Source organism: Streptomyces griseorubiginosus (assembly GCF_001514195.1).
Classification (GTDB): domain Bacteria; phylum Actinomycetota; class Actinomycetes; order Streptomycetales; family Streptomycetaceae; genus Streptomyces; species Streptomyces griseorubiginosus.
The window spans coordinates 83,375-106,507 of record NZ_KQ948748.1 but is presented as its reverse complement, the minus strand read 5'-3'; the positions used below and the strand labels follow the sequence as shown (position 1 = coordinate 106,507).

General features: G+C 69.0%; 13 protein-coding genes and 6 pseudogenes. 13 read left to right on the top strand and 6 right to left on the bottom strand.

Annotated features, from left to right (window positions below; genetic code table 11):
* The first annotated feature begins 502 nt into the window (after nt 1–502).
* A complete protein-coding gene (locus AQJ54_RS40350) occupies nt 503–1,606 on the top strand; it encodes an RICIN domain-containing protein (RefSeq protein WP_062246283.1) in 1,104 nt (367 codons plus the stop codon).
* Between the two features lie 11 nt (nt 1,607–1,617).
* On the opposite strand, the gene AQJ54_RS40345 is transcribed toward AQJ54_RS40350, so the two are convergent.
* Both AQJ54_RS40345 and AQJ54_RS40340 read right to left on the bottom strand, forming a co-directional pair.
* On the bottom strand, nt 1,618–4,845 hold the full coding sequence (locus tag AQJ54_RS40345; RefSeq protein ID WP_079070262.1) for a helix-turn-helix transcriptional regulator: 3,228 nt from the start codon (nt 4,843–4,845) through the stop codon (nt 1,618–1,620).
* A gap of 454 nt (nt 4,846–5,299) precedes the next feature.
* Nucleotides 5,300–5,866 carry a TetR/AcrR family transcriptional regulator gene (locus tag AQJ54_RS40340; protein ID WP_062246280.1) on the bottom strand — a complete coding sequence of 189 codons (567 nt, stop codon included), beginning with the start codon at nt 5,864–5,866 and terminating at the stop codon, nt 5,300–5,302.
* Nucleotides 5,867–6,180: 314 nt separating this feature from the next.
* Between AQJ54_RS40340 and AQJ54_RS40335 the strand changes: the two genes are divergently transcribed.
* From AQJ54_RS40335 to AQJ54_RS44535, 4 genes and pseudogenes are all read left to right on the top strand, one after another.
* Nucleotides 6,181–7,146, top strand: a complete 966-nt coding sequence (locus AQJ54_RS40335; protein ID WP_062246278.1) for an SDR family oxidoreductase — start codon at nt 6,181–6,183, stop codon at nt 7,144–7,146.
* A 79-nt stretch (nt 7,147–7,225) separates the two neighbouring features.
* Nucleotides 7,226–8,998, top strand: coding sequence for a CocE/NonD family hydrolase (locus AQJ54_RS40330; RefSeq protein ID WP_062246276.1), 1,773 nt, complete (start codon nt 7,226–7,228; stop codon nt 8,996–8,998).
* Between the two features lie 124 nt (nt 8,999–9,122).
* Nucleotides 9,123–9,966 (top strand): annotated as a pseudogene (locus tag AQJ54_RS40325) (IS5 family transposase).
* Between the two features lie 87 nt (nt 9,967–10,053).
* Nucleotides 10,054–10,844, top strand: a protein-coding gene (locus AQJ54_RS44535; RefSeq protein WP_107121253.1) for an IS5 family transposase whose coding sequence is annotated in 2 segments (ribosomal slippage) — nt 10,054–10,414 and nt 10,414–10,844 — 792 coding nt in all. Because the reading frame shifts where the segments join, the coding sequence is not laid out codon by codon here.
* Here AQJ54_RS44535 and AQJ54_RS47195 read toward each other — a convergent pair.
* Nucleotides 10,813–11,768: pseudogene (locus AQJ54_RS47195) on the bottom strand (transposase); the annotation flags it as partial. The gene AQJ54_RS44535 and the pseudogene AQJ54_RS47195 sit on opposite strands and share 32 nt — an antisense overlap.
* 647 nt (nt 11,769–12,415) lie before the next feature.
* On the opposite strand from AQJ54_RS47195, the gene AQJ54_RS40305 reads away from it, so the two are divergent.
* From AQJ54_RS40305 to AQJ54_RS47190, 3 genes and pseudogenes are all read left to right on the top strand, one after another.
* Nucleotides 12,416–14,611, top strand: coding sequence for a hypothetical protein (locus AQJ54_RS40305; RefSeq protein ID WP_159055633.1), 2,196 nt, complete (start codon nt 12,416–12,418; stop codon nt 14,609–14,611).
* 35 nt (nt 14,612–14,646) lie between these two features.
* Entirely contained in the window at nt 14,647–15,912 is a 1,266-nt protein-coding gene (locus AQJ54_RS40300; RefSeq protein ID WP_079070261.1) for a S53 family peptidase, read from the top strand.
* 140 nt (nt 15,913–16,052) lie between these two features.
* Nucleotides 16,053–16,199: pseudogene (locus AQJ54_RS47190) on the top strand (GNAT family N-acetyltransferase); the annotation flags it as partial.
* 4 nt (nt 16,200–16,203) lie between these two features.
* Here the strand turns inward: AQJ54_RS47190 and AQJ54_RS47185 are convergent.
* Nucleotides 16,204–16,389, bottom strand: a pseudogene (locus AQJ54_RS47185) (DUF4158 domain-containing protein); the annotation flags it as partial.
* A 1,022-nt stretch (nt 16,390–17,411) separates the two neighbouring features.
* Here AQJ54_RS47185 and AQJ54_RS44515 point away from each other — a divergent pair.
* The 3 genes and pseudogenes from AQJ54_RS44515 to AQJ54_RS44510 all read left to right on the top strand — a co-directional run bounded on the left by AQJ54_RS44515 (nt 17,412) and on the right by AQJ54_RS44510 (nt 19,855).
* A complete protein-coding gene (locus AQJ54_RS44515) occupies nt 17,412–18,479 on the top strand; it encodes a tyrosine-type recombinase/integrase (protein WP_248845563.1) in 1,068 nt (355 codons plus the stop codon).
* 80 nt (nt 18,480–18,559) lie between these two features.
* Nucleotides 18,560–19,357 (top strand): thymidylate synthase, encoded by a 798-nt coding sequence (locus AQJ54_RS40290; protein WP_062246266.1) that lies wholly within the window; start codon nt 18,560–18,562, stop codon nt 19,355–19,357.
* Nucleotides 19,354–19,855, top strand: a pseudogene (locus AQJ54_RS44510) (dihydrofolate reductase). The gene AQJ54_RS40290 and the pseudogene AQJ54_RS44510 overlap by 4 nt, the downstream one beginning before the upstream one ends.
* Before the next feature lie 8 nt (nt 19,856–19,863).
* On the opposite strand, the gene AQJ54_RS40285 reads toward AQJ54_RS44510, so the two are convergent.
* Entirely contained in the window at nt 19,864–20,418 is a 555-nt protein-coding gene (locus tag AQJ54_RS40285; RefSeq protein ID WP_248845562.1) for a transposase, read from the bottom strand.
* On the opposite strand from AQJ54_RS40285, the pseudogene AQJ54_RS40280 reads away from it, so the two are divergent.
* Nucleotides 20,330–20,650: pseudogene (locus AQJ54_RS40280) on the top strand (transposase); the annotation flags it as partial. The gene AQJ54_RS40285 and the pseudogene AQJ54_RS40280 sit on opposite strands and share 89 nt — an antisense overlap.
* 681 nt (nt 20,651–21,331) lie before the next feature.
* Nucleotides 21,332–22,189 (top strand): reverse transcriptase N-terminal domain-containing protein, encoded by an 858-nt coding sequence (locus AQJ54_RS44505; protein ID WP_107121254.1) that lies wholly within the window; start codon nt 21,332–21,334, stop codon nt 22,187–22,189.
* On the opposite strand, the gene AQJ54_RS40275 is transcribed toward AQJ54_RS44505, so the two are convergent.
* The gene (locus tag AQJ54_RS40275) at nt 22,092–23,042 is read right to left on the bottom strand and encodes a TIGR03620 family F420-dependent LLM class oxidoreductase (RefSeq protein ID WP_062246262.1); all 951 of its coding nucleotides are present in this window, start codon (nt 23,040–23,042) and stop codon (nt 22,092–22,094) included. The genes AQJ54_RS44505 and AQJ54_RS40275 overlap by 98 nt on opposite strands.
* Nucleotides 23,043–23,133: the final 91 nt, after the last annotated feature.

Below are 23,133 nucleotides of genomic sequence, written 5' to 3'. Positions count from 1 at the left end.
CAGCCGGTCGCGTACACCACCGGCCGGCAAAGGCCGGGAGCTGCTGCGTCACGGCGACCCGCCGGGGTCCTCCCATACGATGGCATGCCGTTGTTCCTCTGATCGTTCGGGCACGGCCTCCGCGCCGCCGGGCCGCATCTGACGCGGCGCCGTTTCGAAGGCGGTGTCGCATCGGCGCGACCCGGGAGGCCAACCCGCCGCCTCCACGGCATAGCGGCCGGCCGTGACGGCGGCAGGACGCGGCCGCGATCGCAGCGGCAGGATCGGGCTCCTCCGGTTCGGGATTATCCTCGCCGCCAGCCGTACGCAGGAAACCGGCGGGTGGCGTACTGCCTGTCTGTACGGGATCTCCTGTACGGCGGGGACGAAGGTGACGCGCGGACCCCGTGGCAGGTCGGGCGCACCGTTTCGGACGACTAGCATCCGTCACCGGACGAGCCTGGGCCCCGCCGGTTCCGGCCTGCGCCCGGTTGTTCCCGACCCCTTCCCAAGGAGGCGTGCCGTGTCGTCGTCCGAGCAGCGAGAGCCCGTCGGTGGAGCCGAGCCCACGGGAGCCCCGGTCGGCGCGCCGCGTCCGGAGACCCGTCCGGAAAGCGGCGGGGCAGCGGCCCCGCCCGGCGGCGGTGTCGGTGTCGGCACGGCGGTCCGTTCGCTGTTGCAGCGCCCCCGGACGGAGGTGAGCCGGCGGCCGGATCTCGGTTCGCCCGCCATATGGGAACGCGACATCCACGTCCTGCCCGCCCAGGTCACCGGGCCCTCCGGTCCCCGCGGCGGCTCGACACGGCCCGGCCGTCCCACGCGCACGGTCGTGTGGGCCGCCGTCTGCGGCGTGGCCCTGCTGTCCGTGCCCTTCGTGGTGGTCGCCGCCGGCTCGCACAGCGACAAGCCGCACGGCACCGAGCACACCACGCTCGCCGACGACTACCGGCCGGCGCCCGCCGTGCCCGGCACCGTGGCGGCCCCGCTCCCGCCCTCCCAGATGGCCTCGTCCTCCCCTTCGCTTTCCCACAAGCCGTCGCACGCGCCGTCGCCGTCCGTCACACCCGCCACCAGCCACACCGCGCCGCACACCAAGGAGGCCCCGCCCCCGGTGAGGACGCCCGCGACCCACAAGCCCACCTTCGCCGAGGTGTTCGGCGGCGCGAACCGCGTCCTGCTGAAGAACCTCGCGACCGGCATGTGCGCGGATCTGCCCCAGTACGGCAAGGGCAGCGTCGGCGGGGTGATCGACCAATACGACTGCCAGGCCGGCGTCAGCGACAACCAGGAGTGGGACCTGAAGGTCGTCGGCACCCCCAAGGGGCCGCACGGCGCGCGCCTGTTCACCATCAGCAACGACACCGACCACCTGTGCATGGACATCCCCTGGTACGGCGTCGAGCCGGTCGGCACCAGGGTGACGGAGTACACCTGCGACGCCACCACGGACGATAACCAGCTCTGGTACCTGGCGCCCGGGAAGGGTGACCACTACCGCATCCGCAACTACGTTTCCGGAAGCATGTGCCTGGGGGTGGCCGGCGGCGCGGGGACCCCGCACGGAGTGAGTCTGATCGTGGAGACGTGCAAGTCCGCCTCGGACGACTGGGCCATAACCGCCGGCTGACAGCACCGCGGTCAGGCGGTTCGCCTCCGCCTCTGCGAGTCCGGCGGCAGCCCGAGCCAGTCGAGTCGACCGTCCAGCCGGGCCGCCGCGAGTTCCGACCGCGAGCGGCAGCCGGTTCGCCGAAACAACCGGGTCAGGTGCTGCTCCACCGTCTTCTCGCTGCACGCCAGCCGCACGGCGATCTGCCGGTTCGTCGCGCCGTCGCTGACCAACTCGACCAACTGCAGGTCCAGTTCGCTCGCTCCCCCTCCGGCGGTGCGCCGCCTGGGTGCCGAGAGGCTCAGCCCGTGCGCCCGCGCCCAGTGCCCGAGCGGGGACCGCTCGATGTGCCGGACGCCCAGTTCGTACGCCTCCTCCACCGCGGCGGCCAGCCACGGCTCCGGAGCCTTGTCGGCCATGGCCCCCATTTCGAGGCACAGCAGCCTCAGGGGCTTGTCACCCCGTTCCGCGGCCAGGTCGAGCACCTCGCGGACATGGTCCGGATCGCGGCGCAGCACCGACTGGGCCAGCAGCAGTGCTTCACCCGCTCTCGGCGAGGCCGACTCTTCGTACAGCGCCTCCAGTTCCGACACGGCCCGGTGGGTGACCTCCGGCCGGTCCTCATAGCCGCCGTACTGGAAGAGCCGCCCCAGGAGTCGTTCCAGGCCCTCCAGCAGACCGCTCTCGCGCGCCCGGCGCACATCGCGCCAGCCACCCTCGAACGCCTCGTCCGGGTTCCCCGACCGATAACGCACCCCCAGCCGGACCCAGCCGCCCAGCGGGTGCACGACGGTGTCGGGAACCTGGCCCAGCCAGGCCAGGGCCCGCTGCTGCTCCCCTGACGTGCAGTGGATCTCGGCCGCCAGCACGCGGGCCAGCATACTGGGGCCGGCCACCCGCGGGCCGCGGACGTACGCTTCGATCCGGCGGGCGCACGACAGGGCCTCGTCCCACCGCCCGGCCGTGTACGCGCTGACCATGGCGCGGTAGCGCTCGGCGACGCTGCCCCAGCCGGTGTGGCACCAGTCCTCCAGAACCGCGGCGAACGCGCCCGCCAGGTCGCCGTAGCCTGCCGCGGTACGCATGGACTCCAGGACCCTGTCGCCGGACCCGTCCGGCGGGAGGTCTGCGCGGGCCGCCCGCAGCGCGTCGCCGCCGCTGACGACCGCGGCCAGCAGCCGCAGGCGCGCGGGAGAGGCCAGCTGCCGCAGGCGCGCGGGAGAGGGAGGTTCGGGGGCAGGAGCCCAGACCGGGCCGCGCGCGAGGCCATAGCTCAGGCCATCCCCCGGTCCGTCGACGCCCGCCTCAGTCCAGGCCACCACCGCGATCCCGTCCGTGGAGCCGTCACCGGCCGGCCACATGTCCGTCTCCGCCGCATCGGGCCGGGCCGCCGTCCCCATGAGCGCCGGATCTCGCCCGCCCGTCGGACCGTCAACGGTCGCCGCCACGGCGCCGGGCCAGCCTGCCGCCGGCATCGCGTGCGGCTCTGGGCCGCCCGCGTCGGTGAGCCGCGCCGCTGCAGCGGAAGCCCTGCCCGCAGCCCGGTCCCGGTCGGCCTGCGGTGCCGTAGCACCCATCGCCCTCGTGCCCCGGTGCGGCTCGGGCATGGCCGGTCCGATCCCGTAGCGGCTGCCCAACTCGGCCAGTTCGGCGCTCCCGGGCAGTCTCCGTACCACCCTCCATGGCTCCGCGCCTTCGCCGTCCGCCCAGATGTGCTGGTACAGCGCGGCCAAGCCCCATGCCGTGGCGGGGTCCGCCAGACCGGCCGAAACGGCGCCCGGACCGGCATCGACGGTGGCGCACAGCGGCTCGCCCAGCGCGAGCATTCCGGCGGGACCGGCAGCGCTCCACGCCAGTACGGCTGCCGTCCGCAGGATGCGCACACGGCCGGGGTAGTCCGTCGGCAGCCGCCGAAGCGCCGCCAGATAGGCCCGTACCGCGCGGCCGGGCGCAACCCCGGCGTACGCGCCCGCAGCCGTCAGCAGTAAGCGAGCGGCGTTCTCGTCCTCGATCAACTCCCCAGCGGCCACCACGTGTTCGGCCAGCCGCGGCTGGTCGGCGCTCGCCGCCAGGCCCATTCGCCCGACCGTCGACGTCACGATCCCGGCGTGCGATGCCGGCAGGCCGAGGGACGGCGGTGGCGTCGTCCGCAGCGCCGCGGCGAAGGCCGGTACGGCGAACGCCAGCACTCCGGCCCGGTCGACGGTCAGCACGCGATGCGTCACCAGCCAGTCCACCATCTGCACGTTGGTGACGGCCTTCCCCGGCGTCCACTCCCCCATGTCCTGTACATCGCTCAACCGGAACTCCGCGGCGGCGACCAGGTGCGCGAAGACCACCATCCGGACCAGCACCTCCTCCTCCAGCGGCAGGCCGGGGCAGGCGACGCGGCACGCCTCCGCCGCAGTCCCGCCCAGGCGGAGGGCATCCTGCCCGCTCACCAGCAGGATCCGGCCGTCCAGTTCCAGCAGCCCGGCGTCCTCCACCAGCGCGCCGAGGACGGACAGCAGCGCCCGGGGATTGCCCGCCAACGGCCCGAGTGAGCGCATGACCGCCTGCGCCACCTCCGGCTCGGTGGGACGGCCGAGCCACTGCTCAACCAGTGCCGGCACGTCGCCTTCGGTCAGCGGCACCAGGTCCAGCACCCGGTCCGCGGCGGCGAGCAGCTCCGAACCCGGGTGACCCGGCGCCTCCGAACCAGGGTGACCGGGCGCCTCCAAACCGTAGGCCATCACCACCGGCAGGCCGGCGGGGCGGAAGGCGCGGAGCATCAGACCCAGCGCCGAGGCGGTCGGCGCGGGCATCCGTTCGCAGTCGTCTATGACGAGTGCGAACGGGACGTAGTGAGCCGCGTCGGCCAGCATCCGGCTCATCGTGGACAGCACGGTCAGATCGCCGTCCCGTCCGGCGGTCCGCAGCTCCGCCCGGCGGATCTCGGTGATCCGCACCGGAAGTCGGCCGTCGCGGATCCCGACGAGCACCTGGCAGACGGCGTGGACCAGGGCGGGCACACCGGGCTCGCCCTCCGCTGACTCCCAGGCCAGCCGCAGCACCTTGACGCCGTCGCCCGTCGCGATCCGCCAGGCCTCCTTCAGCACGGCCGTCCTGCCCACTCCCGCGACCCCGGCGAGCGCAAGCGTCCGCGCGTGGCCGACGCCGCTCAGCGTCTCGACCACCGCGCTGACTTCGTCGTCTCTCCCCACCAGAGTGGACCGGTGTCGCGGCAAACGATCAATCCTTCCCCCACCAGGGACAGACATTTGAATAGACACTTCTACACCGCCCGAACATTCTGTCTCCAGGGCAACCTAAAAGCGTCCGACAGGAAAACAGACGCAGAATCGGACGCGAGGGTTCCGGGTCGGCCCGAGGCAGCTCCGCTTCGCCAAGGACAGGCAAGGGCAGAGAGGCATCCGTACGGACGTCACACGACAGGGCGATCGACCCGCGGTCCGCCGTGCCACGGCGGACCGCGGACCGCGCAGGAGGAAGGAGCACGTCGCCGCCGGCAGACCCATTTTGGGCCCGGGCCTTGTTCGTCCTTCGTCAGGTTCTGGTTCTGCTGGTTGGAAGGGGTCGGCCGCAGGTGGTGCAGCTTTCGGTCGATGTCCGCTACGAGTGACGGCCCGCTCGGCTGCCATCCACAGGCCAGAAGGCGGCACGGCTCTCACTTTTCAAGATCCTTCGCGTCACCAAACTCCGTAGACAGAACACCTAGGCGTCAGAGCCGAGTGCGCGCTTGAGCTCGTCGAGTGTCTCGTCGACGAGTTGGGGCAGTTCCCGGTCAGGGTGCTCACCCCAGTACTCGAACGCGACCCTGAACGCGGCGAGGACGGCCTCTGCGGTCACGCGCGCGACGCGCTCGTCGGTCCCCCGTTCGCTCAGCGCGCCGTCGACGGTCTTGGCGACGGCAGCGAACGCCATCAATTCACGCTCGCGCAGTTCAGGGGTGGTGTTTATCAGCTTCCGCCGATCCTGCGCCTCGTCGCGGCGCAACTGCAGAGCGGCAGCCGCGATGTTCATCCCCGAAGCGGCGGCCTTGATCGCGGGCCAGGCGGCTGGCGCTGCCGCGATGGCCTTTGCTACGCGTTCCGTGAGTTCGTCCATGCCCACGAACAGCACATCGCGCTTGTCCAGGAAGTGACGGAAGAAGGTGCGGGTGGTCAGTCCGGCGTGCCGGGTGATCTGCGCCACGGTGGTCTGGGCGAACCCCTGTTCCAAGTAGAGCTCGATGGCCGCCCGTTCCAGGCGGCCGCGGGTGTCCGGCTCCCATCGTCCCATCTACGGCTCCTCGCCTCTACCACCGTCCGCCACCCTATCCCTCCGGATGTACCGACGTTTTTACGACACTCACTGTCATAGTGTAGCGGGGAGGGGAATTTTTCCGAACGGGCAGCTCGGCGCTGCCGATGACCCGACGATGGTGCGGATCACGTGGCGCCTCAACGGCGATCTTACACTTGGGATGACATCAAGTGTCATCACGGCTATGGTGATGACATCGGATGTCGTCGCACTGGATTTCCGGTGCGTGCGGCTGTGTACGGACTCGGTACGGCCATGCTCTGCCAGTCAGTTGGGAAGGGAGTTTCCTCATGCGTGTTTTCGTGACCGGCGCGACCGGATTCATCGGTACGCCCCTAGTGAAGGACCTGCTGGACAACGGCCACGAGGTGCTCGGCATGGCCCGCACGGACGACGGCGCCGCGAAGCTGGCGGCAGCCGGAGCCGCAGTGCACCGGGGCAGCCTGGCGGACCTCGACAGCCTGCGGAAGGGCGCGGCCCAGGCGGACGGCGTGATCCACCTGGCTTACCTGCACGGCATGGGGCACATGCCGTTCGCCACCAAGGTGGGGATCCTGCTGGGCGGCAGCCCTCGCGGGATCACCGGCCGGTTCGCCGCGGCGGGTGCGGGTGCGGACCGCATGGCGATCGACACGTTCGGGTCCGTCCTCGCGGCCACCGGCGGACCTCTGGTCGTGGCATTCCCGACAATGACGCTCGCATCCGGCTCCCTCGTCACCGAGCGCGAGGCGCCGGATCCGACCTCGCCCGGCGCGGCCCGCATCGGCTCCGAGACGGCGACACTGGCCCTGGCCTCACAGGGGGTGCGAGCGTCGATCGTGCGGATTCCACCGACGGTGCACGGCGACGGGGACAAGGCCATGGTTCCGCGGCTGATCACCGCGGCCCGCAAGAAGAACATGGCCGGCTATGTGGACCGGGGTTCCAACCGCTGGCCCGCCGCGCACAAACAGGACGTCGCTCGGCTGTTCCGGCTGGCACTGGAGGACGGGGCGGCCGGATCGAGGTACCACGCGGTTGCGGAGGACGGCGTGCCGATGCGCTCGATCGCGGACGTCATCTCCAAGCGCCTGAATGTGCCGGCGCGGTCGCTGACGAAGGAGGAAGCGGCCGACCACTTCGGCTGGCTCGCGCCATTCGTGGCCCGGGACAACCACGTCTCGAGCGAGCTGACACGCAAGGAACTCGGCTGGCGTCCGACCGGCCCCGACCTGCTCACCGACCTGGACCGGCCCGAGTACTTCACCGCGCGTTGAGCAGCTCCTGGCGGCGTGCGGCCCACGCCACGCGCCGCCAGGAACTCCGGCAGGGAAAATGAGAGGAAGCGTGCACGGAATGACAGAGACGGTGACAGCGATTCCGGACGGCCCGTTCCGTGTGGACGTGGTCGGAGACATGACCATCGAGTGGGACGTGCCGATCACGGCTGACGACGGAAACGTACTGCGCGCCGACGTCTTCCGCCCCACCGCGCCCGGGAACCACCCCGTCGTGCTCACCTACGGTCCCTATGGGAAAGGCAGGCCCTTCCGGGAGTACCGGGCCGAGTCGTACCGGGAGATGATCGCCATGCACCCGGAGATCACCGAGGGCACGGACGGCGAGTACCAGGTGTTCGAACTCGTCGATCCGGGCAAATGGGTGCCGGACGGTTACGCCCTGGTCCGCGTCGACTCCCGGGGCGCGGGACGCTCGCCGGGCCTGCTCGACCCGCTCTCCGAACGCGAGATCCGCGACCTGTACGAGTGCATCGAATGGGCGGGGAGCAGGCCGTGGAGCAACGGCAAGGTGGGGCTCAACGGCATCTCGTACTTCTCGATGAACGCCTGGCGGGTGGCCGCGCTGCAACCGCCGCACCTGGCCGCGGTCGTCATCTGGGAGGGCGCCGCCGACTGGTACCGCGACGTCACCCACCACGGTGGCATCTATTCGGTCTTCGAGAACTCCTGGTACGGCGCGATCACCGGGGGCGCACAGCACGGCTTGGGCGCGCGTGGCGGGCGTGACCCCTGGACCGGTCGGCTGGTCTGCGGCGACGTGACCCTCAGCCCGCACGAGCTCGCCGCGAACCGGGTGGACCTGCCGACCGTCGACAGGAGCCATCCCCTGATCGACGACTACCACCGCGCACGCATCCCAGACCTGTCGAAGATCCGCGTGCCGCTGCTGTCCGCGGGTAACTGGGGTGGTCTCGGCCTGCACCTGCGCGGTAACACGCGCGGATTCGAACTCGCCGGATCCGAAGAAAAGTGGCTCACCATGCACGACGAGACGCATTTCTCGCTCTTCTACGCCGACTACGGTGTGGACCTGCAGAAGCGCTTCCTCGGCCACTTCCTCAAGGGCGAGGAGAACGGCTGGGACGAGCAGCCCCGCGTGCACCTGCGGACCCGTCATGCCGACGGGCATGTCGGCGAGCGCACGTCGAGCGACTGGCCGCTGCCCGAGACGCGTTGGACCCGGCTCTACCTCGACGCGGCCGACGGTTCGATGGCCACAACCCTGGCCTCAAGTCACTCCAGCGTGTCCTACACCGGTACCGAAGGTCGGACCGGATTCAGCTACGTCGTCCCCTACGACACCGAACTCGCCGGCCCGGTGGGGGCGAAGCTGTTCGTGGAGTCGTCTACCACTGACACCGACCTGTTCCTCGTGCTGCGCGCGTTCACGCCGGACGGCACCGAGATCACGTACCCCGGTGCCAACGACCCGCACGTGCCGATCAGCCATGGGTGGCTGCGTGCCTCGCACCGCGCTCTGGACCGGGAACGGTCGCGGCCGTTCCTGCCGGTGCACCCACACGACCGCGTCGAGCCGCTCGAACCCGGCATGGTCTACGAGGTCGACGTCGAGATCCTGCCGACAAGCCTCAACCTGCCGGCCGGTTACACGCTTACGCTCGACGTCCAGGCACACGACTACGTGCATCTGCCCGCGGCCGAGGCGGCCAGGGCCCACCCGAACCCGCGTCCCGTGTTCACCGGTTCCGGTCCGTTCCTGCACACGGACCCGACCACCCGGCCCGACGACGTGTTCGCGGGCACCGTCACCCTGCACACCAGCCCCGCGCAGGCGTCATACCTGATCTTGCCGGTCATCCCCAGCTGAGCGCCCGAGCGCCGGTGCGCCGCAAACCCGCCACGGACCCGGCTAAAGAGGGCAACTGATCTGGTTTGCAGGTGATTTGGGGTGTTCGCAGTGACTGTGGCGACGGTGGGTCGTTGCGTGACTCGTGAGTTCTCGGCGCTCTTATCGCAGTGACGTCTCGGATGCCCGCTGGGCGTTGATCGAGCCTGTGTTCGTGGCATGGCGGGCCGCTCGCACCGGCCCGGGAACCGCGGCACGGGTGCATGATCTGCGGGAGATCGTGAACGCCATCCTCTACGTCAACCGCACGGGTATCCCGTGGGAGTACCTGCCGCACGACTTCCCTCCGTACAAGACTGTCTATGACTACTACGCGAAGTGGGAAGTGGACGGCACTACTCAGCGGGTCCACGATTTGCTACGCGACAAGGCCCGCCGTGCGCAGGGCCGGCCTGCGGCCCCGTCGGCTGCGGTGATCGATGCGCAGAGCGTGAAGACTTCCGCGAATGTCGCTGAGGCCAGTCAGGGCATCGACGCCGGCAAGAAAATCAAAGGGCGTAAGCGTCACGTGGCCACGGACACGCTCGGCCTGGTCCTGGCCGTCCTCGTCACGGCCGCCTCGGTGCACGACTCCACCGGCGGAAAACGCCTGCTCGACGAGCTCGCCGCCTCGCATCCCAGCGTGACGAAGGTCTGGGCCGACGGCGGATACCAGAACAGCGTCTTCCAGCACGGAGCCGCGAGGGGCATCGACGTCGAGGTCGTGAAACGGCCCACCACCAAAGGGTTCCAACCCCAGGCGAAACGCTGGGTGATCGAGCGAACGTTCGGCTGGCTGATGCAGCACCGGCGCCTCGTCAGGGACTACGAAGCACTGCCCCAGCGATCCCGCCCAACGGGCCATGGCTAACAAAACTAGCCGTGAGCTCACCGGAGAATCCACACCAACCTGGCGAATCGAAACCGGCGAATCGGGCAGAGCGACCTGAACGTTGATCAGATGCCCTCTAAGAACTCCTAACAGAATGTTGCAACTCGCCTTGGATGTTGGTGTCTGATGGGTTGTTAGCCTGGACATGAGAAGGGGTGGGCGGCCGCCGCGGATCTTGCCGGATGGGCTGTGGGAGCGGATCGAGCCTTTGCTGCCGATTGTGCCGCGCCGTACGGATCACCCCGGTCGCAAGCGTCTGGACGACCGGAAGGTGCTTTCGGGCATCCTGTTCGTGCTGTACACCGGCATTCCGTGGGAGTTCTTGCCCCAGGAGCTGGGCTTCGGCTCGGGCATGACCTGCTGGCGGCGCCTGCGTGACTGGAACGACGCGGGCGTCTGGCGGCGGTTGCACGAGTCGCTCCTGGCCGAGCTGAACGCCGCCGGCGCGCTGAACTGGTCGAGGGCGGTGATCGACGGCTCGCACGTCCGGGCGCTCAAAGGCGGCCCAAAACAGGACCGAGCCCGGTCGACCGTGCCCGAACAGGCTCCAAGCACCATCTGATCACCGAAGGGCACGGCATCCCGCTGGCGGTATCGCTGACCGGCGGAAACCGTAACGACGTCACCCAGCTCATCCCCCTGCTCCAGGCCGTCCCGCCCATACGCGGCCGACGAGGACGGCCCCGACGACGACCGGTCGCGCTCTACGCCGACCGCGGCTACGACCACGACAAGTACCGAAATCAGGTGCGGGCCCTGGGAATCACCCCGGTCATCGCGCGGCGCGGCGTCCAGCACGGCTCGGGACTGGGCGTGCACCGCTGGGTGGTCGAGCAGAGCTTTGCACTGCTGCACTGGTTCCGCCGACTGCGCATCCGCTGGGAGATCCGCGACGACAGCGCTCTCCACGGAGACGGTCGACCTGAAGACGGATGACGGTGCCTTCGATGACCGGCAGCTCCCCATCGGGACAGTCGGCCCAGGCCGAGCGCCGAACCAGCAGCGGGTGCAGGCGGTCCCAGGCAGTAGCGACGGCCTTCCCGTAGTGGGTGGTCTCGGTCACCGTGGTCACAGACTGGACCGGCTGAGTGGCTGCATCCTCGAACGCGAACTCCGCCCCGCGCTTGGGCTTGCGCCCGCGTTTGCCCGCCGGCTGCGGCGCGGGCGGGAAGCACAGGACGCGGTCCGAACGCATCCGACCCAGCAGCTCAACGGGCAGGTCCGCGAGCAGGAAAGCCAGGCGGGTCACGTCATAGCCGGCATCGACAACGACCAGGACGGGCGGGTCGCCGATCCGCCACTGGCCTGCCACATACAACCGCTGGAATACTTCCCGGACTGGGCGGCGGTGACGGCGATGATGTCGTCCCACGGACACAGCCGGACCACGTCCAGCACGGCGGTCCACGACGTCCGACCCTGCTCCAGGGCAGCGACGAATGAGTAGGGCCACCCGGGAATCATCTGGGCCGAGCCCCTGCCTCGACCGTATGTGTGACAGAACAGCCGGTCCGGGCCGGTATTTGCATCCGGCCGCAGCCAGTTGCTCACATCGACCGCCAGGACCAGCCGCCCCTCCGCCGTCCGGGGAAGCGGTAATCGTGTCAGAGCCCGGCGCAACCGAGACACATCAAGACGCCCACGGTTCAACCCGCCGTACAACGCGCCATGCCCGCGCCGATGTTCAGGTGCCAGGGACAGTTCGACCAGCGTTTTCACCGGGCCGTCCGAACACAGCAAGGCGTCACCCAGCTCGAACAAGGCGTCAGGCCGCTGGGTCAGGCAGGCATAGAACTCCGACCGGAAGCATGACAGTTCGGCAAACGCATCCCCCGGGACATCCCGCTGCAGCAGACTCATTGCTACGGCCTTCGTACTGGTCAAGTGCCTCTGTGACGGAGCACAGGATCAGGCGAAGGCCGCTCTCACGTCAGACACTCAGACGAAGACGTCAGCAAGTTCGAGGCCGTGTTCGACCACGGACGATAAACGTCAAGCTTAGTCATTGACCGTACACAATCCACGATCGAGGGACTTCTTACGAGAACGACCCGTCGCAGCGCACCATCTGGCCGAATTCGACGGCATATCCCGAACGTTCCGGAATCCGATGACGCGACGTCGAGGGTCATCAGGTTCAGGGGGCTTTTCGCCGCCCGCGGTCCGGCGGGGGTTTGCACTTTTGTACACCGCGGGAGCATGGCCACCACACCGAAATGACCAAGGCTTTGCACGTTGACAGCAAGATCCTAAAAGGTCGCCGCCACTGTCCTGCAAAGAAGGCCCCCTTGCGCAACACAACCTCGACCAAGGAGACACGCGCACGCATGGATGTATCGACGATTGAGTGGCCCGTTCCACCGAAAGAGGCCCCATCGCTCCGGAAACGGGGCCGGACCTTCCGTACGCTGCTCACCGCAGCCGCCACTCTCGGCCTCGTCGCCTGCACCGCGGTGGTGACGGGCAGCACCGCGCTCGCCGCCGCTCCGGGCAGTGCATTCCCGGCCATGGCGAAAACCCGTACCCAGTACGTCACGCTGGTGACCGGTGACCGGGTCGCCGTCACCACCACTGCGTCCGGCCGGGACGTCCTGGCCGTGCGTCCGGCCTCGCGCGCGGCCGGAGACGGCGCGTTCGCCTCCTTCCAAGACGCTTCCGGCGACCGGTACGTGATTCCGGCGTCCGCCGAACCGTACGCAGGACGGCAGTTGGACCTGTCCCTGTTCGACGTCACCGCGCTGGTGAAGGATCCCTCGGCCGCCGACCGGGTGCCGGTGACCGTGTCCTTCACCGCCGGTACCCGGCCGACCGCGCCGACCGGGCTGACGCTGACCACCACAACCCCGGCACCCGCCGGCGCCCCGGCGGGACAGGGCGCCTCGGCACACGGCTACGCCACCGCCACCTCGGGCAGGAAACTGGCGCGGCTGCTGAAGCAGCGCATCGGCGCCGACGTCGAAGCAGGCCGCAAGCCCGGCACCACTCCGCTGTTCCAGGGAGTGGCGTCGGTCGGCAGGACCGGCGCGGCCCACACGACCGCGTCGGCGGGCACCTCCGCGGACAGCCTTCGAAGCGGCACCTCAAACGGCTACAAACTCAATATCCTCACCCTGAACGTCGAGGACCGCTCCGGCGCCGGAGCCACCGGCACGGTACTGCTGACCAACACCGACGACGCGACCACGTTCACGGCCGCGCTCCCGGTCGTCGACGGCGTCGAGAAGGTGGCGGTCCCCGACGGCCACTACAGCGCCGCCATACCGGTGCCGACATACGACGCGGCGGGCGACGTCACCGCACAGTCCCTGGTCACCCTCACCGACTTCACCGTGTCCGGGGCCACTACCGAGGACCTGGACGCGCGCACGGCCACAGCGTCGCTGACCGCCGGCACCCCCCGCCCGGCCGACGCCGACTTCATCAGCGCCAACTGGGCCCGGACCGACGCCACCGGGCAGGTAGCGCTCGAGTACGCCCCGACCGTCTGGGCCACCACCGCCGACGGCACCCCGGTCTACGTCAACGCCCAGCCGGCGGCCGCCGTCGGAGCGGTCGGCTACACCGAGCAGTGGTCCGGCCACGCGCCCGACGCCACCGGCAGCTACCGCTACGACCTCGACTCGGCAGCCGCCGACAACGTCCCCGCCGACCAGCGGATCCACGTCACCACCGGGCAACTCGCCGCCGTGACGCAACGCTACGACCGCGACCCGGCCAGCCCCGCGGACGGCCAGGTGGCCAGCAACGAACTCACCTCGAACACACCCGCCATGTGGTCGGCCGTCGCGACCCAGACCATGCCCGCCCGCCTCACGGACTACCTGAGCACCTTCAACGGAGGTGACTGGCTCCAGGAGTCGTTCACCGGTGGCCTTGTCTTCATAGGGGAGCGCACCGTGCAGTCCGGAGACAACTACTCGGTGGCCTGGGCGCACGGACCGCTGGCTCTGGGCCTGGGCCAGTACCCGGACACGATCCCCGCCGGGATCTGTGAGGCATGCGTCGCGGACGGCGACCTGCTGGCCCTCCTGGAGACGACCGACAGCGATCCCGGCCACACCGGCGGCTCCAGCGCCTATGCCGACACCCATCCCGTGGACCAGGCCAGTCTCTACCGCGACGGCACCCTGGTGGACAGCGAGGACGGCCCCGGCGTTTACGCCGAAGGCCAGGACGCGCCCGGCGCCCGCTACCGACTCGTCGCCGACCAGGACTCCAGCGCGGAAACCTCCGTCAGCCAATCCACCAGCAGCCACACCGAGCTGACCTTCGGCCTACCCTCGGCGGCGGACACCGAATCCCTGCTGCCGGACAAGCTGTCCTGCGCGGGCCAGTCCGACAGCACGCCCTGCCTGGTCCTGCCGCTGCTCACCGCGCACTACGACCTGGCCACCGACGGCACCGGCACCAGCCACTGCACCGAACAGAGCATGGGTGTGGAGATCGGCCACGTGACCTACCAGGGCGCCGGCTCGCGGGCCGCGATCACCTCCGCCACCGTCCAGGTCTCCTTCGACGCCGGCCAGACCTGGCACAACGCCACGGTCACCGGCTCCGTCGGCCACTACCAGGCCCACTGGACCAACCCGGCCGCCGCGCGCGGCACCAACCCCTCGATCCGGGTCACCGCCGCCGATGCCGCCGGCGACACCCTCAGCCAGACGGTGCTGCACGCCTACACCGTCGCCGCCACCACCTCATGAACCCCGTACCTCCCCACAAGGAGACACCTTCCGCGATGAGAACCGGTAGCCGCGCGTGCCGCACCCTGCGGACCGCCGCAACCCTCTTGCTGCCGCTCGCCCTGACGATAGGCGCCGCCGGCGCCGTCCAGGCGGCCGCGCCCGGCACGACCTCCGGCAGCGCGCACACCATCTTGCCGGCCAACGTCGAGAACGCCTGCGGACCGGTACCAGCCGGCGAGGTCCGCTGCCTGACGGAGGTCCGCACCGACGTCTCCGGCGGCCGGGGCGTGCGCGGCCCCGCCGCCGCAGCGGGTGCCGCCGACTCGGCCCTCCCCGCCGGGTACGGTCCGGCGGACCTGCACTCGGCGTACCACCTGCCCACCACTGGCGGTGCCGACCAGACCGTCGCGCTCGTCGACGCCTACGACGACCCCACCGCCGAGGCCGACCTCGCCGTCTACCGCGCCACCTACGGGCTGCCGCCCTGCACCACCGCCAACGGCTGCTTCCGCAAGGTAAACCAGAGCGGTCAGCCGAGCCCGCTGCCGCAGTCGGCGGGCACCACCGGCTGGGCCACCGAGACGGCGCTCGACCTCGACATGGTGTCCGCGGCCTGCCCCGAGTGCCACATCCTGCTCGTCGAGGGGGACGAGCCCACACCGGCGGACCTGGCGCAGGCCGAGGACACCGCCGTCGCCCTGGGCGCGAACGAGGTGTCCAACAGCTACGGAGGAACCGAACGGAACGGAGACAACGCCTTCGCCCAGCATTACAGCCACCCCGGAGTGGCGGTGGTGGCATCCTCCGGCGATGCCGGTTACGGAGCGCCGAACTCTCCGGCGGCCTATCCAGGAGTCATCGCGGTGGGCGGCACCACGCTGACCCGGGCAGGCAACGACAGAGGCTGGCAGGAAACAGCCTGGGCCGGGGCGGGCAGCGGCTGTTCCGCGTGGTTCGCCAAACCGGCCTGGCAGCAGGACACCGACTGCCCGGGTCGCACCGTAGCGGACGTGTCCGCCGTCGCCGACCCGCAGACTGGGGTCGCGACGTACAACACCACCGGGCGGCGGGCGGGATGGGCGGTGGTGGGCGGCACGAGTGCGTCCTCTCCGTTCGTCGCCGGGCTGATCGGCCTGGCCGGCAATCCCTCGGCCTTCCCCGACGCCTCCCGGTTCTACTCCGACGGCGCGGCGGCCGGCCTCAACGACGTGGTCGGCGGCAGCAACGGCAACTGCGACGGCGACTACCTGTGCACGGCTGTGGAGGGGTACGACGGCCCCACCGGCAACGGGACGCCGAACGGGCTGAACGCCTTCTGAGGACGCCGGCATCTTGAAAGGGCGGGGCGGTGCGCGATGGGGGCTGCGGCCCGCATGCGCACCACTCCGTGCCGCTTTGCCCCGTCATCTGCCGGCGAGGACTGCTGGTAGGCGAAAAGTCGTCCTCAGCCTCCTCGCTCATGAGTGGACTTTCCATCGTGGCTGAACTGGGATCCGTCGCCTGGCCGTCTGGTCCGATCAAGACCGAGCGGCTCGTGCTACGCCAGTCCGAGGCCCGGGAGCGCGTGGCGTTCGTCGACCTGCTGGCATCGCCGGAGCTACACACCTGCGGAATCGGCCGATGTAGCGGACCGTCCCGATCTGCACCGCCATGCCGAACCGGTGCCCGTCCGAACGACGCAGCGCAATCAGGTCCCGGTCGTCATCGTCGAGAAAGAAGAAATGCTCCAGCTCAGGACGTCGGAACCTCGGCAAAGTCCCGTACGTCTCGGCCTGTTCGTCAGTCAAAAACTCCACCCCGTAGCCAGCCCCGGGCCCGCCCAGCGGGCCTTCCACGAACACCTGCGAAGCCCTCAGCCGGTGTGCTGCCAACCATGACCAATCTCAGCGGCACTTCCGGTTCCGTAACTACACACGCCCGAGATCACGATGGCGCCCCTTGACCTGGTGTAGCCGATCAAGGTGAGGGAGTGCGCCGGGGCGTATACCGATGGGTTTTCGCTCCCTGTCCGCAAGGTGGGCCATCATGCAACCCTCCCTAGTAGACGGGAAGTTCAACGCTCGAGGTGCAGGATGGCCCTGAGAGTGCACGAACGTGGGCTTCGACCCCACTGGTACGTCGGTCTGCATCCCGCATGAAACGAACGTGACCCGGCAAGCCTGCGCAATCGGCCGACACCCTAACCTCGCTGTTTCGGTTGGGGCGATAAAAAGTCGCTGATCGTCAGATGTCGGGTGGGCGACGCGATTTCAGTGCTCGGGCATCGTCGAGTCCCGGCGCGGTGGTCGGGTTCTCCAGCTCCTTCGAGTCGTGGGCGGGCAGGTGATGATGCTGGTCAGCCGACCGGGCGGGGCAGCGTGGCGAGGCGACAGAAGGCCGTGGCGAGTTCATCTCTCCAGGGCCAGGTGGCTGATATACGCAAGTGCAGACGGCGGGCGCCGCTCGATTGGGTCTGCTGCACGGTCGGGTGACATCTTGACCTGCCCTACCTGTCGGGTTCCAGTTCTAGTACCAACGCCGTGTAGGCCCTGCTCTCGTATAGCTACGGCGAACGGACATGTAGCGCTGGGTAACGCTCGGGGCTGCGTTCGCCGTGAAGGCCGGCGGTGCAGCGGTTGGCAGTAGGTTCGGTTCCGTTTCGAGGTCGACTTATCGGACTTCCTTGGCCTGATGACTCGTCAGGACGATGCCGCAGTAAATACCGGATTTACTGCGGCAGAGCCTCTACGGTGATCTTCGCGACCTGTGGTGGACTCTCCGGCCGCCGCAGGCGAGGTGTACGCATTTACTGCGGCAGCGCCAGAAGGGCGGGGCAGGCGTGACGATCGAACCAGCGACCGAATTGGGGAACGGGGGCGCGCTCCGCCTCCCGCCCGCCCGGGTCGTACCCCTGTCCGTCCCGCCCGCCTCGTACACCGCGGCCATCGAGCGGTACCTCACCGGAGCGGGCATCGCCAAGTCCTCCGCGCGGGTCTACCGGATCTCGTTGACGACGTGGGGATGGATGCTCGCCGGCGAACCGGCGCCGACCGGACCCGCCCGCCGGGGCGCGAAGCCGCCCGTCTTCCCGGTCACCGCGATCGACGACCCGGCACTGCCCGAGGCGCTGGCCGAACTGGCGGCAGCGCGGGCGGACGAGATGGACGCCGGCACCGTCAACCGGGAACTGTCCATCGCCCGCAAGGCGATCGGCTGGTGGCAGTGCCAGGGCTGGATCATGAGCGACCCGACGATCGGCATCGAGCGGCGGCCGGCCCCGCCGGACCGCACCAAATCCCTCGCGGAGAACCAGATCGCCGCCCTGTGGCGCCTGGACGTCGCCCTGCGGGAGAAGACGTTCTGGAAGATGCTCTACGAGTCCGCCGCCCGCGCCGAGGAGGTGCTGTGCCTGAACGTGGAAGACCTGTACCCGCAGAACAAGCGCGGCAGGATCACCGCCGAGGGCGGGGCGACCGAGTGGATCCACTGGCAGTCCGGCACCGCCCAGCTCCTGCCCCGACTCATCGCCCGCCGCACCCACGGCCCGCTGTTCCTTACCGACCGCAAGGCCCCGGCCGGGACACCGACGCTCGACGTGTGCCCGGAGACCGGCCGGGCCCGGCTCTCCTACCGCCGGGCCGAGGAGATCTTCGAGGAGAACACCCGGTTGCTGGCCAACCCGCTGGCCTCGCCCGAGGGCATCGAGGACCTGGACGGCTGGACCCTGCACCGGCTGCGGCACTCCGCGCTCACCCACGACGCCGAGGGCGGCACCTCCACCCCGATGCTGCTGGCCCGCTCCCGGCACGCCTCCGTCCGCTCCCTGGAGCGATACGCCCGCCCTGGCGTTGACGCGGTCGCCCGGCATGTCGCTGAACGCGACTCCGCAGCCCGCCGCCGGCGCTGAGCCTCACGCCGGTGCCTCGGTGTACGGGGAGACGTGACCGTCGAGTGCGTGCCTGTCGGCGGCCAGTAGACTCGACCGCCGTGGCGGACACCCAGTACGAAGACCTGTTGCGGCTGGTACTTACCTCCGGGACGGCCAAAGCCGACCGGACGGGTACCGGCACCCGAAGTGTCTTCGGGCACCAACTGCGCTACGACCTCTCGCAGGGGTTCCCGCTGGTCACCACCAAAAAGGTGCATCTCAGGTCCATCGTGTACGAGCTGCTCTGGTTCCTGCGTGGCGACTCGAACGTCGGCTGGCTGCAGGAGCACGGCGTCACCATCTGGGACGAATGGGCCGACGCGAACGGCGAACTCGGTCCGGTTTACGGCGCACAGTGGCGGTCCTGGCCCGCCCCGGACGGCAGGCACATCGACCAGATCAGCGAGGTTCTCGACACTCTGCGCCGCGACCCTGACTCCCGCCGGATGATCGTCTCCGCCTGGAACGTCGCCGAGCTGGACAAGATGGCTCTCACGCCCTGTCACGCCTTCTTCCAGTTTTACGTCGCCGACGGCAAGCTCTCCTGCCAGCTGTACCAGCGCAGCGCGGACCTGTTCCTCGGTGTACCGTTCAACATCGCCAGCTATGCCCTCCTCACGCACATGGTGGCGCAGCAGGCCGGCCTCAAGCCGGGCGACTTCATCTGGACCGGCGGCGACTGCCACATCTACGACAATCACGTCGAGCAGGTGACCGAGCAGCTGTCGCGCGCCCCGTTCGAGTTTCCCGGGTTGCGTCTGCGCCAAGCCAACTCACTGTTCGACTACGCCTACGCCGATGTGGACGTGCACAACTACCAGCACCACCCGGCCATCAAAGCCCCGGTCGCGGTATGAACGTCGGGCTGATCTGGGCGCAGACTTTTGATGGCGTGATCGGCGCGGACAATGCGATTCCGTGGCGCCTGCCTGAGGACATGGCACACTTCAAGGCAACCACCCTCGGCCATCCCGTCGTGATGGGGCGCAAGACGTGGGATTCGCTGCCTCCACGATTCCGCCCGCTGTCCGGCAGGCGCAACATCGTGGTGACCCGTGATCCGCAGTGGGTGGCCAGTGGTGCCGAACGCGCCGGGTCTGTCGCCCAGGCTCTGGAGCTGGCAGCCGAGCCGTCGGAGCGAGCTGCCCCTGCTGCAGCATGGGTGATCGGAGGCGGAGATTTACCGGGCCGCCCTGGGGTACGCCACAACGCTCTCGGTGACTGAGATCGACTGGACGGTGGACGGCGACACCTATGCGCCGCCGCTGGGCCCGACGTGGAGAGTCACCGAGGACAAAAGCTGGCAGTCTTCCGTGTCCGGACTGCGCTACCGCATCCGCAGGTACACCCGGTGACACTCGACTCACAACCCCGAGGCGGCGGCTGTCTCATCCTGCGCCATGCGAGGGTTGGGCACTGTAGCCGCCCTGATACCTAGGTCCAGTTCCAGGCGGCTGCTCATGTCCAGCTCGAATCGGCCGTAGGGGTTCACGTGGGTCCAGAACAGCGGTGACAGTGCCCGCCGGTCCGCGTCGGTGAGGATGTCGGCCCACTTCGGATCGGCGAGGATCTGCTGCATCAGCAGCGTGTTGACGTGAACCAGGGCGGACTGGAGCAGGTCCAGGGCGAGCATGGACACCTCCTGGGACTCCTTGTCCTGCCCTGCCAGGTCGCCGTCTTTGCCATAGAAGAGGTCCTTGTTCGCACTGTTCCAGTTCTCCACGACCTGCAGGCCCTCGTGAATCTCCTGGCGTAGCTCGACGTCGGCGAGGTAGTCGCAGACGAACGAGGTACGCACCGCCCGGCCCAGCTCCTCGATCGCCTGGTAGGTGGGGTGCTTAGGGCCGCCGCGGGTGAAGCGGCGCAGGACCTGCTCGGCCTCGGCGGTCCCCAGGCGGAGCGCGGTGGTGTACTTCACGACGCTGGCCGAGGAGGCCGGTCATGACGGTCCGGACCGGATCCAGCGGATGCTGAACCGGATCGAGTGGGACGCCGACGAGGTCCTGGACGACGTCCGTGCCTACGTCGTGGAACACCTCGGCGACCGCGATGCCGTCCTGATCGTCGACGACACCGGCTTCCTGAAGAAGGGCGTCCGGTCGGCCGGGGTGCAAAGGCAGTACTCCGGCACCGCAGGCCGCACCGAGAACTGACAGATCGGTGGTGCGACGCGAGGTCGCACGCTGTGAGTGGTTACGTAGGGAGGAGGTCGGCATGACGCCGATGACGTAACCCGGGCCAGCGTCCAAGGCCCGTCCCCTCCCCGACGTGCGTCGTTGGTAACGGCGGGGTGCGAAGCTCGGGGAAGAAGCCCAAGAGCCCCCGTTCCATCCGGGGACCACAGGCAAGGGGAAGACCGGACGGGTGAAGCTCACTGAACCCTCAACGATGCTCCGTCATGGCAAGCCTCGCAGATGGGAAGCAAGAGCGAGGTGCAGGACTGGCCGCTGAGAAAGCGGCGGGTGCCGGTCGAAGACACCGAGTCGGCTGGGAGGACACCACCGTCCCGGGGTAATGAGGGCGCCCACCCCGGTCGCATCTCACACGTGTGGAACGCGACAACCCCGTTGGGGTCCAGATCTGTTGGTCTGGTCAGCCGACCGCAAGGAAGGCCCAGCTCCCCAGCGGGTGCAGGACGGTCCAAGAAGCCAAGGCCGGCAGCCGAAAGGCAGCAGGAAAACGGGACAGACATCGACACCTCCGCCGAGTCCCGCATAACTGGCCGGATACGGGCGGATGCCCTGACCCGAAAGGGTGCTGACGTGGGCCGGGTGAGCCTGTGAAGGGCTCGACCGAGCAAGGAACCGGAACCGAAGGGCAAGTTGGACACCGTGACGGTCATATCCGCTGCCGATACGGCGGCAAACAGCACCGATCTGGTGAACGGACCGGAGGGCACAGCTCTCGACTGGGATGCCCTCGACTGGCAGGCCCAGGAGGAGTCAGTACGGCGACTGCGGCAGAGAATCTTCACGGCATCGCAGGCAGGGGACCTGAAAAGGGTCCGCAACTTGCAGAAACTGATCCTCCGCTCCCGGGCCAACACGCTGGTCAGCGTGCGGTGGGTCACGGAGATCAACGCAGGACGCAAGACGGCCGGGATCGATGGTCAGGTGGTCCTGACCGCCTCGGGCAAAGCGGAGTTGGTCCACCGGGTCCAGCACCGGTCCAGCCCGGGCACGGCCCGGCCCGTCAAGCGGGTGTATATCCCCAAGTCAGGCGGCAAGAGACGCCCACTCGGCATTCCCGTGATTTTGGACCGGGTTGAGCAAGCCCGGGTCTCCCAGGTACTGGAACCCGAGTGGGAAGCACGGTTCGAGACGAAGTCGTATGGCTTCCGGCCCGGCCGCAGCTGTCAGGACGCGATCGCGGCGATCTACTGGACGGCCAAGGGCAGCAAAGCCCGCCGCCGGTGGGTCCTGAACGCGGACCTGGCAGCAGCATTCGACCGAATCGACCATGACCACCTGCTCCAGCAGCTCGGTACGTTCCCCGCGCGGGGACAGGTGTGGGGCAGGTCAACCCCGAACCTGCATGCAGTGTCCCGCCCGCATTGCGGTTGGCGGGTCCGCTGTCTTCCGCGTCCGGTGGTCAGGTGCTTCGGCGTGAGGCGGCCACCTGGGTATGGCGGGGTAGCAGAACGGGGGCGAGCTCGCGCCATTCTCGCCGTGGCAGCCGGTCCGGCGTAGCGGTTATTACTTGCAGGCAGACGTGGCTGGCTCCCGCTTGGAGGTGGTGTCGAACGCGTCGACGGATCGCTTCCGTGTCCCCATAGGCGACGATCGCATCCACTAGCCTGCGACTCGGGCCGCCGACGATGTCCTCGTCTCCGAAGCCGAGCCGGCGCACGTTCGCCTCCTGGTGCGGTGCCATTGCCAGGTATCCGGCGACATGCGCCGTGGCCACCTCCCGGGCTCGGTCGAGGTCATGGTCGAGCACAACGGCCTGCTCGACTGCGAGAAACGCGTCCGGTCCCATGATCTGGCGTGCCCGTGCGGTGTGCTCGACAGGCACGAAGGATGTGTGGGCGCCCCAGGTGCGTTCGGCGGCCAGTTTCAGCATTTTCGGCCCCAGGGCGGCCAGCAGGCGGTGCGGGGCAGAGGGCGGTATCGGGCTGTGGGCAGGTGAGGCGTCCATGGCTTCCAGGTAGGAGCGCATGGTGGTCACCGCCCTGCTGCGGGTCGGCACGGGGAAGCCGTCCACTGTGTTAACGGTGTCGTCGACTCGGTGTCCCCCCAGGCCGAGTATGTAGCGTCCCGGGAACGCCTCGCCGAGTGTGCGTGCTGCCGCGGCAGTGGCAATCGGTTCCCGGAAGGCGATGTTGGCGATGCCGGATGCGACAGCGAGGCGGCGGGTCGCTGACAGCAGCAGCCATGCCTGCCCTACCGTGTCGCGGCCGAAGGCCTCTCCGTACCAGAGGGCTCCGTACCCCAACTCCTCGATTTCCGAGGCCGATTCCCGGACGCGTCCGGCAGGCTGCGAGTCGAAAGCAAAGGTCCAGATCCCGACCCGGCCAAGCTCTGCCGAGGGGCTGACCGTCATAGGCACTCCTGTGACAACCATTCCGGAGACGTTCTCCGGTTTGAATCCGCTCTGTACGGAGAACTTCTCCGCTTTACTGTCCCCCGAGCCA

Coding starts and splice junctions, on each gene's coding strand:
- AQJ54_RS40345 (WP_079070262.1), bottom strand. CDS start 4,845: ATGTCTGTCCCTGGTGGGGGAAGGATTGATCGTTTGCCGCGACACCGG.
- AQJ54_RS40340 (WP_062246280.1), bottom strand. CDS start 5,866: ATGGGACGATGGGAGCCGGACACCCGCGGCCGCCTGGAACGGGCGGCC.
- AQJ54_RS40300 (WP_079070261.1), top strand. CDS start 14,647: ATGAGAACCGGTAGCCGCGCGTGCCGCACCCTGCGGACCGCCGCAACC.
- AQJ54_RS40335 (WP_062246278.1), top strand. CDS start 6,181: ATGCGTGTTTTCGTGACCGGCGCGACCGGATTCATCGGTACGCCCCTA.
- AQJ54_RS40275 (WP_062246262.1), bottom strand. CDS start 23,042: ATGACGGTCAGCCCCTCGGCAGAGCTTGGCCGGGTCGGGATCTGGACC.
- AQJ54_RS40330 (WP_062246276.1), top strand. CDS start 7,226: ATGACAGAGACGGTGACAGCGATTCCGGACGGCCCGTTCCGTGTGGAC.
- AQJ54_RS40305 (WP_159055633.1), top strand. CDS start 12,416: ATGGCGAAAACCCGTACCCAGTACGTCACGCTGGTGACCGGTGACCGG.